Source organism: Streptomyces sp. NPDC054887 (assembly GCF_053610585.1).
Window position 1 is genome coordinate 1 of the sequence record NZ_JBSGYQ010000101.1, and the last position, 17,270, is coordinate 17,270.

The following is a 17,270-nucleotide window of genomic DNA, read 5'->3' on the forward strand; positions in this document are numbered from 1 at the left end:
GGGGGGCGGGCGGGCCCCCCGGCCCTCCAACGGGGGCCCCCCCCCCCCCCGGGGAGTGCGGTCGGCGCGGGACGACGGTACGGCGGCGGGGCCCAGGCCAAGGGCTGGCTGCACACGGCCGTGGACCCGGCAGAACAACGGCTTCAGTCGAGTGTCATGAGGCGCCGGTTGGTGCGGTGAGGTGACAGCCCCGCGCGGGTCAGACCGCAGCGGCGTTGTCGGCCATGCGACGCAGTACCTTCAGGGCGGCGACGTACTCCTCGTCGGTGATGCCGTTGTGAATTTCCGCCCGGATGCCGGTGACCAGCTCCTTGATCCGGGTCTTGGCGGCGCGTCCCTCGTCCGTGAGGTGCAGGCGCTCGTCGTCGTCGACCCGCAGCCAGCCCCGGTGAAGAAGGTGGTCGACGGCGCGGGAGGCGTCGTCGGGGGTGTCCGCGACGTCGGCGAGCCCCGTGACGACGACCTCACGGGTGACGTGGTCGCCGGTGTCGACTCGGTTGAGGGTCCACCACTGGGGCTGAGTGACGTCCACGCGGGCCATGGCGTCGCGGATGTGCCGGATGACGGCCTTGTGAACGACGCCGCTCCAGTAGCCGATGGGCTGCGAGGCGAGTTCGGCGTCGGTGGCGGCAGGGTTGGCGGCGTTGACGGGAGTGACGGGAGTGGGTGTGGCCGTTGTCGTTGTCATGGAGTCGACCGTAGGAGCTCAACCGTGGTTGAGGTCAAGTGCCCTAGGGGACAGGTCGGTCGGCGGGTGGAGAGCGTCGTACATCCGGCGGCCGACCCCGGTCAGGCTGTGGGATGACGCCCGGGGCGGGTCCCGCTGCCTAGCCTCACCGGTATGAATCATCTGCCTCGCGGCGCTGCCGCCGCTTTACTCGGACTGTCCCTCGCCGTACTGGGCACGGGCGTCGCCTCGGCCGTCCCCGCCACGCCGGGGGCACCGGCCGCCGAGGACGCCCGCGTACGCCTCGAACTCCCGGCTCCCACCGGCGCCTTCGCGGTCGGGCGCGACACCCTGCACCTCGTGGACAAGAGCCGCCCCGACCCCTGGGTCCCGGAAAGCGGGGCGCGTGAGCTGATGGTGTCGGTCTACTACCCGGCACGGCCCGGGAGCGGCAGGACGGCCCCGTACATGACCAGAGGCGAGGCACAGGCCTTCATCGACGACCGGGAACTGACCGACGAGGTGTCCGCCAGGACGCTCAGCGGCACTCGCACCCACGCCCGTACCGCCGCCGCGCCTGTACGTGGGAAGTTCCCGCTCGTGGTGCTGTCACCCGGGTTCACCGTCAACCGCTCCACCCTCACCCTGCTCGCCGAGGAACTGGCGAGCCAGGGGTACGTCGTCGCCGCCGTCGACCACGCCTACGAGTCGGTCGGCACGGCATTCCCCGGCGGGCGTCTTCTGACCTGCGTCGCCTGCGACAAAATACCGCCGGGCGGGTACGGGGTGGTCCCCAGGGGCCGGGCCCAGGACGTCTCCTTCCTCCTCGACCGGCTCCTGGCCGACCAGCGCCCCGCCTGGCGGCACGCCCGCCTGATCGACCGCGCGAGGATCGGCATGGCCGGCCACTCCATCGGCGGCGCCTCCGCCGCGACGACCATGGTGGGGGATGCCCGGGTGCGCGCCGGGGCCAACATGGACGGTTCGTTCATGGAGCCGGTACCGGCGGACGGCCTGGACGGCCGTCCGTTCATGATGCTCGGCACCGGTGACGACGACCCCTCCTGGGTCCGCGACTGGCCGCTCCTGGACGGGTGGAAGCGCTGGATCAACGTCACCGGCGCCGGCCACTTCACCTTCACCGACACCCCGGTTCTCGCCGACCAACTGGGCCTGCTGCCTCCGGAGGAGCCCCTCTCGGGCAAGCGCTCGCAGGAGATCACGCGGGCGTTCGTGACGGCGTTCTTCGACCTGCACCTGAAGGGCGTGGACAACAAGCTGCTGGACGGGCCGTCCGCCGAGCACCCGGAGGTGGTCATTCACAAGAAAGGCTGACGGGCGGACACGTACCGAGCGGCCGTCGCCCTGCCGGCCCCCAAGGGGCAAGGCTCAGGGGGGCGTCCCGGCCGGGTGATGGAGGGGCCCGGGGCCGGTCGTGCCGTACCGTCGTAGCATCCGGCGACGTGCGCACTCGCGGCCGCACATCGTGTGAGGAAACGTCTTCGCCCCTGCTGGGCGAGGCTGATCGGAAGGCACTGTGAACATGACGGGGCAACGCGACCGTTGGGCGGAACTGACCGGTGGACAAGCCGGAGAGGAGTACGCTCGGCGTTTCGCGCAGCTCGCTGCCTCAGGTCACGACATCCACGGTGAGGCCGCCTTCTGCGCCGCACTGCTGGAACCGGGGGCCCGGGTGCTCGACGCCGGCTGCGGCACCGGTCGGATCGCGATCCGACTCGCGGAGCTGGGCCACCACTGCACTGGCGTGGACGTCGACCCCTCGATGCTCGCCGTAGCCCGCCGGGACGCCCCCACGCAGGACTGGCTCCTGGGTGACCTGGCGCGCCTGGACACCCTCGGCCTGGACCAGGGTTTCGACCTGGTACTTGCCGCCGGAAACGTCATCCCCCTGCTGGCCCCGGGCACCGAATCAGCTGTCGTTCGGCAGCTGGCCGCCGCACTGCGCTCCGGCGGTCTGCTGGTCACGGGCATGGGACTGGACGCGGCACACCTGCCGTTGCCGGAACCGACGGTCACCCTCACCCAGTTCGACCACTGGTGCACCCAGGCAGGACTCACTCTGCGGCAGCGCTTTGCCACCTGGAGCGGCGATCCCTATGAGGAAGGCTGCGGCTACGCCGTCAGCGTCCACTCCCGCATCACTGCGTGAGTCCGTGCCTTCTCCACGAAGGTCCGGCCAGGGACGCGTACGAGTGGTCCCACGCCGTGCTCGACCCGCTCAGGCCAGCAGGACGTCCTCGCCCGCCGTTACAGGGACGACCTGCCTGGCCGACGGCGCCACGGCCTTCACCGGTGTCCCGAAGTCCGACAGCGTCATCGTCGTCATGGCCTTCATGCCCCCGAAGTAGGACAGCCGGGCCTGGACGGCGCGCCCCTTCCCGTCGACCCACAAGTCCGCGTAGACGGGCATGTCGTCGCCCAGTGTCTCGCGCAGCTTGTCCAGCCCCTTCTTCGTCTTCGTCGTCATACGCAGCGTCGCGGTGGCATGGTCGACAGTGCCCCGGTAGTGCACCGCGGGGGCGTCGTTCACCCTCTCTTCGCCTTCGTTCGTCACCTGCCGCATCGCCTTCATCTGCCGGAGCAGGTGCTCCGGGTCGTTCAGCGGCGCCCGCAGGAAGTAGCGCGTCAGGGCTTCGCTGCGGGCAGCCGCGGCCCACTTGCCCTCGCTCACCGCTCGCGACCCGCGCACATAGACGGTGTCGCCCACGAAGACCTCCTCGACGGGGTCCATGCCGCTGTCCTCGAGCTCCACCGTGAGCCGGCCCTTGTCACCCGCCAGGTCGAAGGCTCCGGCGATCGCGAACACGTACGTCCTCGGGCTGTCGGCCGACCGCAACTCGATCTTCTCGTCCACGCGGACGCTGTCCGCGCTCGTCCTCTCAATCGCGCGGCGCACGGCCGCCCCGTGATCCACGGCGTTCGTCGCGCTCTCTTCCGAGTCACCGTCCGGGCTGCCCGAACAGGCGGTGCAGAGGAGGAGGACAGCGGCGGCGAGGCGTGGGGCGTGGCGCATGGGCTCTCCGAGGAATCGTTACTGCGGCAGACAGGAGCCCGAAAAGGCCCGCAGATCTTCGCACGAGGGCGGTGATGGAGCTCGGTGGGAGGGGAGTTCGCCAGCAAGGCGCGGTGCAGGCCGGGGCCAGCTTCCCCGGTACGCGACGGAAGGCAGCCGCATGGCCGGTGGCACCGTCAAGTGGTGTCAGACCGAGCGAGCATCAACGGTAGTCGTCAGGGTGGCCCTGCATCCAAGTGTTGATCTTGTCGCGGGTGCCGATCAGCGACGTTTGGTGTTTCTTCAAGTTCTCGAACGACCGGTCGTCGCTGAGCTCGGTGTCGAGCTTCTTGATCAGTTCGATCGGCTCAGGGAAGTGGCCGGGGCCTTTCGGGTCCGCCTTCATAGCCCGGTCCAGGCGGTGAAGTTCGTCGTAGACCCGCCCGAGGAAGTAGGCGCAGTTCTCCGGAGTGCAGGATTCATTGAGGGTCGCCTGGAGCCCGGCGAAGGCATCTCTGACCTTCTCGGGCGGTGGTGCAACGGGCGAGGCGGACGAGACCGGCGAGGCGGGCGAGGCGGGCGTTTGCGTCGGCGTACTGGTCTCGACCGCGGCGACGGCCGGTCTGCCTGCCGGTCTCTCGGACTTCGGGGTCGAGCTGCAGGAGACGCTGAGCGCGGCCAGGGCTACGGCGACAACGGCCGTGCCCCGCAGTGAGGACGTGGACATGGAATTCCCCCGTGATCGTCTGGTCAGCAGACCCTACATAAGCCTCTTGGCCCACGAAGAAGAACGGGCGGTCGCGGCTCGGGGGTCGACACAGCCAAGCGCTTCGAAAAGGGCCTGCCGGGGGACCGCCGGTCTCGTGCACGGCTGCACGGGAAGGCGGCAGGGGAGCCTACTGGTTCGGCTGCCATGACGTACGCGCCGAGCGATCCTGCCTCCGCCGATTTGTGCGCAGGGCCCGGGCGTTCTTGGTGCCTCCGGCGCGCAGGTATCTGCCGCTACTCCCTGAGGCTCGCTGTAGTGCTACGCACCGGGTGCAGGTCATAAGAATCGTGTCTCACGCGACAGACATGATCACCGCGGGCGTGCCGGGCTCCGATCGCCTTCTCCGCGGTTGCCGCGAAGCAGGTGGAGTCCGGCACGTCCGAGCGGAGATCCTCGCCCTGGACCGCATCTGGTCGACATCTGCGTCGGCGTCGAGATCGGAGCGCCGATGTTCGACCAGCCCTCAAGGACTCAGCGTGCCCCTGTCCAGTTGTGTGCCACGTCGATCACGACCCGGTCGGTCGCCACCGACACTCGGAAGGGCAGCCGTGCCCGGACGCCGAGCCCGATCTGCGTGTCCCCTTCGAAGCTGCCGGCGAACCGGGCGTCCCTGAAGGTGCGGTATCCCGCAAGGTTTACGCCCGGCAGGCGCTGACCGGCCCGCGCCGGATAGGTTTGCTCGCCGGTCTCGGGGTCGTAGGCGGGGGCGCTGACGCGTACCTCGAGGACGGCGCCGCCGCCGACGGGGATGTAGTTGCCCGAACCGTCCTGGTGGAGGCGGCTGACGTACCTGACGGAATAGCCGAGTCCGCTGGTGCCCGCGCCGGGGACGTCGACGACCATGCGGTCGAAGCAGGCGTGCCGGCCGGTCCTGATGTTCGTCACCGACTCCGTCGTCGCGGCGGAGCGGGTCTTGGCCGTACTGCCCCAGCCGGTGGGGCAGTACGTGCTCTGCGTGGTGGTGGTGGTCGTCGTCGTGGCAGCGGCCGGGGCCGCGACCACTCCTGTCGTGGCAGCCACGAGCGCGACTACCGTCGCCCATGCGGCTTTGTGTCGTCCCATTTCGTCCCCTAGAAAGGGTGATGTGTCGGATATCAAGGGAGACACGCGGGTGGGCCGAATGGTTGCACGGTTCCGGAGCCCTACAGTTCAGGAATGCCCGCGCCTGATGGCAGCGGTGGCGTTCCGCGGCATGTGGCGGACCATGGTGATCGCGACTACGTACCGTGCCTGAGGCGGCAACGTCCCAGCGCCCTGCTACCCGGGGCGATCAGCTGACTGGGCGCGCTCCTGCCCGTTGGCACCAGCCCGTCTCGTACGCGAACCAACGCCATGCAGTGCTTCGGCTGACCGCTGCTAGATGCTGAGCACGCCTACGACGGTGATGCTGCTGCCGAATGCGGCGGCGCCGAGGACCGTTCCGGTGATGGCGGTCCGCATGCGGCCGGTGCCGTGCCGCGCGTAGTGGATGCCGGCCACGCCGGCGATGAGAGCGAGCGGCCCCGCGAGGACGGCGAACAGGATCGCGGGCGTCCACAGGCCGGCGACGGCGAATATCCCGAGAACGACAGCGGTGGGGCCCAGCGCGACTGCGGGTGTGTCGCTCTGGTCCGGCGTGGTCGATTGAGGCATCACTGACTCCCTATTTGAACGTGTTCAAATCGTGAGGTGAGCGTACCAACTCGCCTAAGTGTGCGGTTGGTTGGGGTGATTGGGACGAACCGCTGGTCGGGGCATCCGTTACAGCCCGGCGCGTCCGAGGCTCAGGTCCCCGCGACGCCCGGCTGTCCTCCCCTGGGCAGCGATCCCGCCAGGCGGAACGCTCATCGCGCGGGTGCGTTGCTCGTTCTCGTGGGGCATGGACACTTCATGGTTGGCGGTACATGGCGGCCGCCCCGAGGGATCAGCCGCGGCCCAGCCGCTGTCCTCGGGCCTGCGTCGCTCGTTCTCGCGAGGCGGGACGCTTCATGGTCCGGTCGGCGCCCCCGCCGCCGAGCGGACCTGTCCGCTGCGGGGCAGCGGCTTCAGCCGACGGGGAGCGCACTGGGGCCCGGTACCCCTCAGCGTGTCTCGCGCCACCAGGCGGGAGACACGCTGAGATTCCATACCTGACCCGCCGGTCCATGGCCGGCGGCGTCCACGCGGACCAGAATCCTCACGCCGGACTCCGGAACCCGGTAGCGGTGGAAGTCCGTCGCCGTCCCGTCGTCCGGTTCGACCGAACAGCCGAGGGTGGCGATCGCGGCGACCAGGTCCTCGAAGGGCATTCGAGAGGAGAAGTCGCCGTACACGCTCCGTAGGAGCGCCGGCACGGCCGACTCCGTGTCCCACCGCAGCCGGTGCACCTGCACGCTGATCCCGAAACAGGGCCAGGCCCCGTGCTGCTCCTGAAACGACAGTTCCACGAGCCCGTAGTCGCGCCGCAGCAGACCCCCGTCCGCGTCGTCGACGTAATCGGTCCCCAGCCGGTCCTCCCACTCGGCGGGCTGCGCGCCGATGCCCACGCCCAGTACGTCGCTGTGGGCGGCTACGCGGGCGTAACACTCCAGATCGGACATCTACATCTTCTCCAAAGCCTCAATCAGCGCCTGCGGTTCGGCCGTCCGATCATTGCTGAACCGCCTCTGCGGCTCGCGGCCCTTCTCCACGGCCTTGGCACTGGACTCGCAGCCCCCCTGGCGCTCTAGGCCACCCTAATCATGCCCGCGCCTTACTTGGGGTCGGACTTGATCACCGGTGGCGGAGTGCAGATGAGTGCAGACCCGGTGCATGAAAGCGGGCCGCTCGCGGTCTGCCGGGTTCGGCTTCAGCAGTCGAACACCGACCAGCAGATGTCGTTGCGCAGCCGTTGGTCATCGAGTACGAGCTCGCGGATCGCGTCCGGCAACTGATCGCGCTGCCACTGGCACTCGAGTCGCCCCGCGGTCTGGCTGTCGCCTTTCGGCGCTGCTGCGCGTGCAGCCTTGATCGCGTAGGCGGCCGCGCCCAGTTCGTGCGCGGCGACGTGGGCGACGGCGCCGGCCTGGCCGGCGGCGTACGCGGCATGTCGTGCTGCCCCGGTCAGGTCTCTGGCTGCCCCCATCGCATGGCCGCCGGCCGCTCGAGCCTGCATCATCCTGACCTCGCCACGCACCCAGGCGCGGGCATGTTCGATCGCCTGGCGGGGTCGCAGGTCCTGAGGGCGGACCGACTCGAAGAGGCCAAGGACGTGCTCTGCGCACGAGGCAGCCCATAGAGCGAGGAGACGGTGATCCGCATCAGTGAGAGTCCCGCCACGGCGAACTGTCACGAAGCGACGGTCCCGGACCTTCGGGAGGATCATGCCGTGCGCTCCCTCCTGCGCACATTGGCGCCGCCGGCTGGGCTGTGGCAGGCGACCGGTGCGCCGCCTCGAGCAGGGAATAATGCAGAATGCTCCACCCATAAGCAAGTGCAGCAAAACCTGCCAACCAACTGGCCTGCCCGGGCCGTCCGCCCCTTGGGAGCGGACTGAACGGGACCCGCCACCCGCCCGGACCTGTGACAGTCCCTGCCTGCCGACAAAAGTCGATGGGCCCTGCGGACATCGGTCGGTACCGTGCGCAGCAGGACCAAGAGAAGGGGGCTCGATGCGTCCAACGCTCCTGGTGGATGTGGACGGACCGCTGAATCCGTATGCCGCCAAGCCGCACCGGCGGCCCGCCGGTTATGAGACGCACCGGCTCGTGACACCACGCTGGGAAGCCGCCGAGCGACGTCGGCTGACGGAGTGGGGGCTGCCGAACAGGAGGGTGAAGCCGCTGCGGGTGTGGCTCAATCCGGAACACGGCCCGGCCCTGGAGGCGCTTCCCTTCGAACTGGTGTGGGCAACCACGTGGGAGGAAGAAGCCAACACCTACGTAGCACCCGTCCTGGGACTGTCGGAGCTTCCCTTCATAGCGTGGTCTGCGCCGCGACCCGTGCCCGACGGCGGTGTGTTCTGGAAGACGCCCGAGATCGTCACGTGGGCCGAAGGCCGGGCCTTCGCCTGGATCGACGACGACATCACCGAGGCAGACCGCACCTGGGTCGACGAACACCACGACGGTCCCGCCCTGCTGCACCGAGTCGACCCCGACGCGGCCTCACCTGCGACGACTTCGCCACCCTGACAGTCTGGGCGAGTGCCCTGCCCTGATGACACAGCCGCGACCGGTCGCGGGCCATGAGGCGACCGGCAGCACCGGATGTACGTCGACGGCTCAGATCACTGGCGCACCGAGCGGAAATCGACGGCCCTGTCCGCCTCCCGCAGGGTTTGCTCGGCCACCCGGCGTACCTCGCTCGGCACGTCGCCGCGTTCCATGACGAGGCGCGCGTAGATCGGAGCGTCACTGGACGCCAGTCTGGCGCCGTCCTGCTGGTGCACTGCCGTGCCCTTCCCCCGGGTGATGAAACCGTCAGCTCAGTACGCGGGTCGTGGGCCATGGCGAGAACCGGTCAACCGCGCACCTGAGGGCTCAACAATGCCTGCGGGATGGCATCCACGTAAGGACTGATCACGCCTTCGTCGTTATTTGATGCGGCGTCTTCCAGCCACCCGCTCACTACCCCCGCACTTCGGCGTCGACACGGCGGTTCCTCTACTCAGCGACGCCACAGCGCGCTCAAGGGGCTGTGCTGTGCACGCTGTTCAGCTGGGACGCCGAGTCCACGGAGGCATACGGTGGTCCCCGTCCGCGGTTCGACGGGAGAGCGAAGTCCGCGACGCGTACGTCTCGCGCGCGGCGGCACCCTCGCGGACGGACTCAGGATTCCTCGGCCACGGTGTCACCGGAGGACACGGCCGCTCTTCTTCTGCGGTACAACACCACTCCGCACACCGTGAGGAGGAGTACGGCCACAGCGGACACCCCGAGGGCCGTCCGCTCCGCGAAAAGCCTTCCCAGCACTTCGAGCGCGCCGAGCCCCGCGGTCGCGTAGATCAGCGCCCAGGCCGCTCCGCCCACGAAGAGGGCGGGGAGGTAGCGCGGCAACGGCATGCGCATGCTGCCCGCGAGGAAGTTGGCGGCGGTCTGGAAACCGACGGTCAGGAAGGAGACGGCCACCACCGGCGCGCCCCACCGCTGAATCGCCCGCTCGGCGCGCCGGAACTTCGCCGAGGAGATCCGCTCCGCGAACCTGCTGCGCCGCGCACCGGCGCCGGTGAGCCACCCGACGGCGAAGGTCCCTCCGGCACGAAGCAGGACAATCGCATACAGGGCTCCGGCCGTGAGCGCGATCTTATCCACGACGCCTCGTCCCGAGCTTCGCGCCGGAACCCGGGACGCCCGTCACCCGCATGGGCGTCCCGCCCCGGCTGGCGCACGACGGCACACTGGCCCGGTCACCGAATCTCACCTGCGCCCTGCCTCTGCCGTAGCGTGCTGTGGGTTGCAGTCCTCAGTGTTTCACCTGCGGCAGCGCAACCCGCAGCCGCCGTCAGGCAAGGGTAGCCTAACCGAACGGGCGTACGGCGGGTATGGGGTGCGGGCTACGAGGTGAACGACAGGCGGGGTCGGCGAACCTGGCCCGTTGTGGCTCACCGGAAGCCCAGCGGCGCGGCAGAGCACAGCGTACGTCGGCGTAAGTGCATAAGCCCGGACCATGCATCCTAGGAAGTGCGCGGGACGACCAGGCCGGATTCGTAGGCGAGGACCACGAGCTGCGCGCGGTCGCGGGCGTGCACTTTGGTCATGGCCCGATTGATGTGCGTCTTCGCGGTCAGCGGGCTGATCACCATGCGGTCCGCGATCTCGTCGTTGGACAGACCGTGCGCCACCAGGACGACGGCCTCGCGTTCGCGGCCGGTCAGCTCTTCCAGCACCGTGGCGGTGGAGGCGGTGAGCGGCTGGGTGACGTACCGGTTGATCAGCTTGCGGGTGATCGAGGGGGCGAGCAGGGCGTCGCCGCGCGCGGCGACGCGTACGGCATGCAGGAAGTCCTCCGGGACGATGTCCTTGACGAGGAATCCGGCGGCGCCGGCCCGCAGGGCGTCGAACACGTACTCGTCCAGGCCGTAGTTGGTCAGGATGACGACGTGCACTTCGGCGAGGGCCGGGTCGGTGGCGATGCGCCGGGTGGTCTCGATGCCGTCGAGAACTGGCATCTGGATGTCGATGAGCGCGATGTCGGGCAGGTGCTGCCTGGCGAGCGCTAGGCCCTCTTCTCCGTTCGCGGCCTCGGCCACCACCTCGATGTCGTCCTCGAGGTCGAGGATCGCACGGAACCCGCGGCGAATGAGCGCCTGGTCGTCGACCAGCAGGACACGGATCATGAGGCCAGTTCCACGGGGAGTTCGGCCTGGACGGTGAAGCCGCCCTCGCCGCGCGGTGCCGCCCGGAGGTGACCTCCGAGTGCGCTGACGCGTTCGCGCATCCCGAGCAGTCCGATGCCGGGCGCCGGGGCGGTTTCCACTGTGGCCCTGCCGTCGTCGTCGACCTGCAGGGCGACAACGCCCGGGCGGTAGTCGACGCGGACCGATGCCGTGGTGGCGTCCGCGTGACGGGCGATGTTGGTGAGTGACTCCTGCACGATCCGGTAGACGGTCCGGCCCACCGCGGCCGGCACGTCGTGCCGCTGCCCCTCGATCGTCAGGGTCGCCTCCAGACCGGTCCTGCGAGCCCGCTCCACCAACTCGAGCAGGTGGTCGAGCCCGTGCGGCGGGGTCGTGTCGTCGTCGCGCAGCGCCTCCAGCGTCGCTCGCAGCTCGCGGGACGCCTCCCGGCCGGCCTCCCGGATCGCCAGCAGGGCCTCCGGTACCTGTTCGCCGCGCTTGCGGGCCACGTGGACGGCGACTTCGGACTGCACCTTGATGACCGAGATCTGGTGGGTCAGTGAATCGTGCAGTTCCCGCGCGATGTGCAGCCGCTCCGCGTCGGCACGGCGCCGCGCGGTCTCCTCACGTGTGCGCTCGGCTTCGTCGGCCCGCCGCTCGGCCTGCCGAAGGGCTTCACCGGCGGCACCGGCGGCGATCAGCCAGGCGATCTCAAGGGCGCCCCGGGCCTGCGCGAACGCCTCTCCCGTGGTGTGCAGGCCCGACGCCAGGGCCGCTACGGGCAGAGCGGCCAGCACGGCGACGCTCGCCACCACCGTGATGATGCGGTGTCCCGCCCGCATGGCCGCGTACACCGCGAACAGGTACGCGACGGCGGGCACGTCGAAACCGGCCGCCTGGTACCCCACCGCGCACAGCCCGGTCACGGTCAGGACGGGTACCGGCGCCCGCCGGCCGACGCCCAGCGCCAGGCCGCCGCCCGCCAGCAGCACGTAGCCGAGGAAGCCGAGGCCGGTGGCGGGGTGCTGCCCGGACAGGCCGGTGAGCAGCAGAGCCGCCGTCACGCCGACGGCGGTCAGCCAGTCCCTGATCCCGGCTCGGACAGCGAATCGCCTTTCCTCATGCGCGCACCGTAGCCGGATGCTCGGCCGGTCGAATCGCACTCACGGACGAGCGCACGCCTACCGCGCGCGCAGTACCTTCGCGGCCACTGCCGCGTTCGTGGTAGCCGGATGCGCCGACGGCGGCAGACCGAAGTGCCTGCGTCTGCGGGACGACGGGCAGTGGGTTCGGCCGACATGCTCGGACGACGTCCAGCCTTACGAAGAGAAGGAGCACGCTGATGTCCATTCGTCGCCTGTCTGCCGCCGCGGCGGCCGCCCTGCTCGGAGCTCTCTGTCTTGCCGCACCAGCGGCGGCGCACGCCTCCGTCCAGCCGATCGCCGCCAGTGTCTACGCCTTCAGCCCCGGGCGACTCGGGGCCGCCACGGGCGGGCTGCTGGGGCTGGCCGGTGTGGTCGTCGCCGTACTGGCGCTGGCCCGCCCGGCCAGTCGTCTCGGCACTGCCAACGGGTCACTCGGTGCCATGACGGCCTCGGCGGCGGGGGTGACCGCCATGGCGCTCGGCGGGCTGGTCGCCGGCACAGCAGACGGTGGACTCGGCACGGGCAACGGGCTGGGCGGGGCCTATGTCGCCCTGCTGCTGGGACTGACCGGCACGGGCCTCGGCGGATTGGCTCTGGCCCGGCACCGCCGCACCGGCTGACCGCAGCGCACACGAGCGCGCGTGCGGGTCCGCCTGAAGACCGACCGGATGCGCCGAGTGCAGGCACTGTCGAACCTCACGCACCGGGCGGCCCATGTCCCTCGCGACGACCAAAGGGCACGGCGCCGATCGAGGCCGGCTGGTCCGCACGACCGGCACCGTTCCGTGCGTACGCTCCTCAGTTCGGCGGCACCTGCACCTGCACCTGCACTTGCACCTGCCCCTGCCCCGAACCGCCCGTCCCGATGGGGCGCAGGTCCACCAGCAGCGGATTCGCGCCTGCCCGGGGTACGTCGGTCGCCTGCCCACCCGGAGTGCTCGATGTGCTGGGCGTGGGGCTGCCTGTAGGAGATGGGCTGACACTCCCAGTAGGACGTGGGGAAGGGCTGGTTGCCGGGGGCGACTGGCTGGGGCGGCTTCTGGAGGGCCTGGGAGCCGGGCTGGCTTTCGGGGGCTGTGGAGCGGGGGAGGCGGTGGGCGTTGCGGAAGCCGGCGGCTCGGGCGGAGTGGGCGTCGCACGCGGACGGCGAGTCACCGTCTTGTCCCGGCCCCGGGCGGTGCTTCTGGCCGGGCGTGTGGCCGCACGCTTGGGGGAACGTGAGGCTTTCGATGGCTCGGTCGTTTGCTCCGGGGGCTCGTCGGGGGACGCCTGTGGGCTCGGCGTCGCCTGAGGGGCTCCGGCCGAGTGGTCGGGCAGCAGCGATGCGGTGGCCAGGCCACCCAGCATCGCGAAGGTGGCCGCGGCAAGAGTCCGGCCGCCGTACTTCTTCCAGCGGGGCGAACGGTGGCGCGCATCCGGCAGTACGGCGGCTGCCTGGCGCTGCGCCACGACTACGGGCGCGGTGGCGGCCTGAGGCTCGGGCCCGGCTGTGGTCGCGGTCCGCACCAGGGGGGCGGGTACGGCGGCCCAAGAAGTGGGCGTTGCGGGCTCCGCGGCTGCCGGTGCCCGGGCCGCGGGTGCGGCGGCCGGGGGAGTGGCGTGCCGGGAAACGCCGGGGGGCTCGACCGGGCGCGGTCCTTCGTCGAGGAGTACCTCCATCACCGCCGAGCCCTCGGCAGAAGCATCAGCGGCCCCGTCGTTCGGTGGCTGCATGCCGCAGTCGTACGCCCCGCATTCGGGGCACGTCACAGCGCCGTTGAGAGTGCGGCGGCAGGGGACGCAGTAGTCCATGGGGCCGGCCGTTCAGCGGGCGGGTCGGGGGCAGGAGCCGTGGTGCGCCGGCCGCGCCGGGCAGCAGCCTCCGGCCGCGGGGAACCGGGCGTCGTACAGAAGGGGCCTGGGCATGTGCGAACCTCGCTCACTCACCGGTCTGGGATGGGTCGCCGGTTATCGAGGTCAACGGGGCCCGGCGAGTCGCTGTTCATCCAGGCGGCCGAAACGTGGGATACGTAACTCTGCCGTTGGCCCGTGTCCGGGTCCCTTGCGGCACGCAGCTGAGGGAGGGGGCGAGGGCGTGTGAGAGCTCGAGCCCGTACGCGACCGCAGGTGCGGACGGGGCCGAGTGCAGGCCGTGAATACGTGCCCCGTCGACGCAACCGACCGGCTCGGGCAACGATTGCCTGACTGCCGTACTAGGCCGCCGAGAGGTCGGCCCAGCGTGTGATTCCCTCGGTGCCGACGCGTACGCCGCACCGGGCAGCCAACGCAGCGACGATGTCTATGCCGCGCCCGTGCTCGTCCGGATCCGGGGCTCCCCATCCGTCACGGCCCTGCTCGTCCGGGTCCGGGGCTCCCCATCCGTCACCGGCGAGGACGGGCCCCGCGTCGGTCACTTCCACGCGCAGGGCCCCATGCCCCTCGACGCGGACCCACGACAGCCGCAGCGTCGCCGGCGGCAGGGCGTGGACCAGGGCGTTGGTCAGGAGCTCGGAGACCACCACGAGGGCGTCCATGACGGCGTCGGGAGACAGGCCCCACTCGGTGAGTATGTTGCGGACCCGTCCGCGGATGGCGGGCACGGCCCCCGGGGCGTGGGGCACGGGGCAGACATGGTCGACAGCGTCGGCGCCGAGGCGATCGACTGCTGCGGGGCCGACGATGTTGAGCTGGGCGGCCATCTGCCCTCCTTGACGAACGGTGCCGACGGGTGCCGACGTCACGCACGCTATGAAGAGAGAGGAAACCGGTCAATAAACCCCGGTCGGCATTACCGAACGCAAGTCGAGATGGAGAGAAAGAACCGGGTCATGGCCGATGTGGGACGGGAAAGGCGGATCTAGAATCGCGGTATGGCCGGTCCCGTCCAGTCCATCGAACGGGCGGCGGCGATTCTCCGCCTGCTCGCCGCGGGCCCCCGTCGGCTCGGGCTCGGGGAAGTGGCGGCCTCGCTGGGGCTGGCGAAGGGGACGACACACGGCATTCTGCGCACCCTCCAGCACGTGGATTTCGTCGAGCAGGACGCGGCGACCGGGAAGTACCAGCTCGGGGCGGCCCTCCTGCACCTCGGCACGAGCTACCTCGATGTGAACGAACTGCGATCGCGCTCGATCAACTGGGCCGACGCCCTGGCCGCCCGCAGCGGTGAAGCGGTCCGCCTCGGTACTCCCCTCGAAGGCAGGGTGCTCGTCATCCACCACGTCTTCCGGCCGGACGACACGCTCCAGACCCTCGACGTGGGCGCGCTGCTGCCCCTGCACGCCTCCTCGCTCGGAAAGGTGCTGCTGGCGTTCGGCACCGCACATTTCGATGCGGCGGTCGACGCCGGGCTTGAGGCGTACACCCGGCACACCCTGGCCCACTCGGACGACCTGACCCACGCCCTCGCCGAGATCCGCGAGAACGGCTGGGGCGCCGAAGTGCAGGAGATGACCATGGGGGAAGCCGGCGTCGCCGCGCCCATCAGGGGGCACGGCGGCCTCGCGGTGGGCGCCATCGGCCTGTCAGGACCGGTCGAGCGGATCTGCGACGTCAGGGGCCGGCCGGAACTCAAGCTGATCACCCTGCTCCGTGAGACCGCCCGGGCAATCTCACGAAACCTGGGAGCCGCCCGCTGGTAGGCCCCTCGCGCAGCGCGTCAGCACGCATCGCATGTCCAGGCATCGGAAGGCGGTCCGGATCATGGTCGAACGGTATGTGATGTCCATCGACCAGGGCACCACCTCCACCCGGTGCATCCTGTTCGACCACCGCGGGCGACTGGTGTCCGTCGCCCAGCGCGAGCACCAGCAGTTCTTCCCGAAGCCCGGCTGGGTCGAGCACGACGCCCTGGAGATCTGGCGCAATCTGCGACGCATCGTGCCCGAGGCCCTGTCCGGCGCGGGCGACGGCGTCGCCGCCGAGGCCGTCTCGGCCCTGGGCATCGCGAACCAGCGCGAGACGACCGTCCTCTGGGACCGGCGGACCGGCACCCCGCTGAACAGGGCGATCGTCTGGCAGGACACCCGCACCTCCCCGCTCGTCGAAGACCTGCGCAGCGACCCGGGCGACGCGTTCTTCCTGGAACGCTGCGGCCTGGCGCCCTCGACCTACTTCTCCGCACCACGGATCCGCTGGCTCTTCGACCACGTTCCCGGCCTGGCGCAGCGGGCGGCGAACGGCGACGTGCTGTTCGGCACGATGGAGTCCTGGCTGATCTGGAACCTCACCGGGGGGACGGCGGGGGGCCGCCACATCACCGACGTGACGAACGCCAGCCGCACGATGCTCATGAACATGGGCACGCTCGAATGGGACGAGGAACTGCTGGGGTTCTTCGGGATTCCGCACGCGATCCTGCCCGAAATCCGTTCCTCGGCGGAGTGGTACGGCGAGGACCGCTCGGTGCTCCCCGGCAGGCCCATCACTGCCGCGCTCGGCGATCAGCAGGCCGCGCTCTTCGGGCAGACCTGCTTCTCCCCGGGGGAGGCGAAGTGCACCTACGGCACCGGCAGCTTCCTGCTGCTCAACACCGGCACCGACGTCGTCCGGTCCAGCAATGGACTGCTCACCACCGTCGCCTACAAGATCGACCAGCAGCCCGCCGTCTACGCCCTGGAAGGCCCGATCGCCGTCACCGGCGCCCTGGTGCAGTGGTTCCGCGACCGGCTGGAACTCATCAACAGCGCACCGGGCATCGAGACCCTTGCGCGGACCGTCGAGGACAACGGCGGCTGCTACATCGTCCCGGCGTTCTCGGGTCTCTTCGCACCCCACTGGCGCAGCGACGCACGCGGCGTCATCGTCGGCCTGACCTCGTACATCACCAAGGGGCACCTGGCCAGGGCGGCGCTGGAATCCACCGGCTGGCAGACGAAGGAGGTCGTCGACGCCATGAACGCCGACTCCTCGCTCACCCTGAGAGAGCTGAAAGTCGACGGAGGCATGACGTCCGACAACCTCCTCATGCAGATCCTGGCCGACGTCCTCGACGTGCCGGTGGTACGGCCCATGGCGACCGAGACCGTCTCGCTGGGCGCCGCCTACGCCGCCGGGCTGGCCGCCGGCTACTGGGCGGACCTGGAAGTGCTGCGCGCCAACTGGCACCGGGCGGCCCAATGGCTGCCGGACATGGACCCCGCGCGACGGGCGTCGGAGTACGAGAACTGGCAACGGGCCGTCGAACGCTCCTTGGGCTGGATCAGACGGCCGGACGGCCCGTAGCAACTTCAGTCAGGTATTGCCTGACCTGACCGGACGACCGTCCTCGTAGCGGCCTTCAACGAGTGATGTGATCAGCCGTCATGTGGGACCGACCAGGAGGCGCGTGGGGTTACTGAGGTTTTCAGGGTGGGGTCGGTGGGTTGAGGCCGGTGGCGGTGAGGCAGCCGTTGATCAGGTGGGGTCGGAGCTGGATTCTTCGTAAC

17 protein-coding genes and 1 pseudogene are annotated in these 17,270 nt (G+C 70.1%); 6 read left to right on the top strand and 12 right to left on the bottom strand.

The features are described 5' to 3' along the window. Positions 1-199: 199 nt before the first annotated feature. The gene (locus ACWGH0_RS32810; protein ID WP_453407922.1) at positions 200-688 is read right to left on the bottom strand and encodes a MarR family winged helix-turn-helix transcriptional regulator; all 489 of its coding nucleotides are present in this window, start codon (positions 686-688) and stop codon (positions 200-202) included. A gap of 153 nt (positions 689-841) precedes the next feature. Between ACWGH0_RS32810 and ACWGH0_RS32815 the strand changes: the two genes are divergently transcribed. Both ACWGH0_RS32815 and ACWGH0_RS32820 read left to right on the top strand, forming a co-directional pair. Continuing rightward, the gene (locus ACWGH0_RS32815) at positions 842-2,002 is read left to right on the top strand and encodes an alpha/beta hydrolase family protein (RefSeq protein ID WP_453407923.1); all 1,161 of its coding nucleotides are present in this window, start codon (positions 842-844) and stop codon (positions 2,000-2,002) included. Positions 2,003-2,210: 208 nt separating this feature from the next. Continuing rightward, positions 2,211-2,837, top strand: coding sequence for a class I SAM-dependent methyltransferase (locus ACWGH0_RS32820; RefSeq protein WP_453407924.1), 627 nt, complete (start codon positions 2,211-2,213; stop codon positions 2,835-2,837). 69 nt (positions 2,838-2,906) lie between these two features. Here the strand turns inward: ACWGH0_RS32820 and ACWGH0_RS32825 are convergent, their stop codons facing one another. The 6 genes from ACWGH0_RS32825 to ACWGH0_RS32850 form a co-directional block, all read right to left on the bottom strand. Beyond that, positions 2,907-3,701 (bottom strand): hypothetical protein, encoded by a 795-nt coding sequence (locus ACWGH0_RS32825; protein ID WP_453407925.1) that lies wholly within the window; start codon positions 3,699-3,701, stop codon positions 2,907-2,909. A 202-nt stretch (positions 3,702-3,903) separates the two neighbouring features. Further along, positions 3,904-4,407, bottom strand: a complete 504-nt coding sequence (locus ACWGH0_RS32830; RefSeq protein WP_453407926.1) for a hypothetical protein — start codon at positions 4,405-4,407, stop codon at positions 3,904-3,906. Positions 4,408-4,920: 513 nt separating this feature from the next. Beyond that, positions 4,921-5,511: an AMIN-like domain-containing (lipo)protein gene (locus ACWGH0_RS32835; protein ID WP_453407927.1), complete on the bottom strand. Its 591-nt coding sequence runs from the start codon at positions 5,509-5,511 to the stop codon at positions 4,921-4,923. 294 nt (positions 5,512-5,805) lie between these two features. Further along, positions 5,806-6,081 carry a hypothetical protein gene (locus ACWGH0_RS32840; RefSeq protein WP_453407928.1) on the bottom strand — a complete coding sequence of 92 codons (276 nt, stop codon included), beginning with the start codon at positions 6,079-6,081 and terminating at the stop codon, positions 5,806-5,808. 428 nt (positions 6,082-6,509) lie between these two features. Continuing rightward, a complete protein-coding gene (locus ACWGH0_RS32845) occupies positions 6,510-7,007 on the bottom strand; it encodes a hypothetical protein (protein ID WP_453407929.1) in 498 nt (165 codons plus the stop codon). A gap of 248 nt (positions 7,008-7,255) precedes the next feature. After that, entirely contained in the window at positions 7,256-7,771 is a 516-nt protein-coding gene (locus ACWGH0_RS32850) for a putative immunity protein (RefSeq protein WP_453407930.1), read from the bottom strand. 286 nt (positions 7,772-8,057) lie between these two features. Between ACWGH0_RS32850 and ACWGH0_RS32855 the strand changes: the two are divergent. After that, a pseudogene (locus ACWGH0_RS32855) lies at positions 8,058-8,605 on the top strand (hypothetical protein). A gap of 69 nt (positions 8,606-8,674) precedes the next feature. Here ACWGH0_RS32855 and ACWGH0_RS32860 read toward each other — a convergent pair. From ACWGH0_RS32860 to ACWGH0_RS32875, 4 genes are all read right to left on the bottom strand, one after another. Further along, positions 8,675-8,836 (bottom strand): hypothetical protein, encoded by a 162-nt coding sequence (locus tag ACWGH0_RS32860; RefSeq protein ID WP_453407931.1) that lies wholly within the window; start codon positions 8,834-8,836, stop codon positions 8,675-8,677. Positions 8,837-9,215: 379 nt separating this feature from the next. After that, positions 9,216-9,698 (bottom strand): DedA family protein, encoded by a 483-nt coding sequence (locus tag ACWGH0_RS32865; protein ID WP_453407932.1) that lies wholly within the window; start codon positions 9,696-9,698, stop codon positions 9,216-9,218. 362 nt (positions 9,699-10,060) lie between these two features. Beyond that, the gene (locus tag ACWGH0_RS32870) at positions 10,061-10,723 is read right to left on the bottom strand and encodes a response regulator (protein ID WP_453407933.1); all 663 of its coding nucleotides are present in this window, start codon (positions 10,721-10,723) and stop codon (positions 10,061-10,063) included. Continuing rightward, positions 10,720-11,787 carry a sensor histidine kinase gene (locus ACWGH0_RS32875; protein WP_453407934.1) on the bottom strand — a complete coding sequence of 356 codons (1,068 nt, stop codon included), beginning with the start codon at positions 11,785-11,787 and terminating at the stop codon, positions 10,720-10,722. Before ACWGH0_RS32875 ends, ACWGH0_RS32870 begins: the two co-directional genes overlap by 4 nt. Before the next feature lie 278 nt (positions 11,788-12,065). Between ACWGH0_RS32875 and ACWGH0_RS32880 the strand changes: the two genes are divergently transcribed. Further along, entirely contained in the window at positions 12,066-12,488 is a 423-nt protein-coding gene (locus ACWGH0_RS32880) for a DUF6223 family protein (RefSeq protein WP_453407935.1), read from the top strand. A 1,572-nt stretch (positions 12,489-14,060) separates the two neighbouring features. Here the strand turns inward: ACWGH0_RS32880 and ACWGH0_RS32885 are convergent. Further along, complete coding sequence (locus ACWGH0_RS32885; RefSeq protein WP_453407936.1) at positions 14,061-14,546, bottom strand: ATP-binding protein; 486 nt, start codon at positions 14,544-14,546, stop codon at positions 14,061-14,063. Between the two features lie 171 nt (positions 14,547-14,717). Between ACWGH0_RS32885 and ACWGH0_RS32890 the strand changes: the two genes are divergently transcribed. Together ACWGH0_RS32890 and glpK are read left to right on the top strand one after the other, a co-directional pair. After that, positions 14,718-15,485 (top strand): IclR family transcriptional regulator, encoded by a 768-nt coding sequence (locus ACWGH0_RS32890; protein ID WP_453407937.1) that lies wholly within the window; start codon positions 14,718-14,720, stop codon positions 15,483-15,485. A 61-nt stretch (positions 15,486-15,546) separates the two neighbouring features. Then, positions 15,547-17,067 carry a glycerol kinase GlpK gene (glpK, locus tag ACWGH0_RS32895; RefSeq protein ID WP_453407938.1) on the top strand — a complete coding sequence of 507 codons (1,521 nt, stop codon included), beginning with the start codon at positions 15,547-15,549 and terminating at the stop codon, positions 17,065-17,067. The last annotated feature ends 203 nt before the right edge of the window (positions 17,068-17,270 follow it).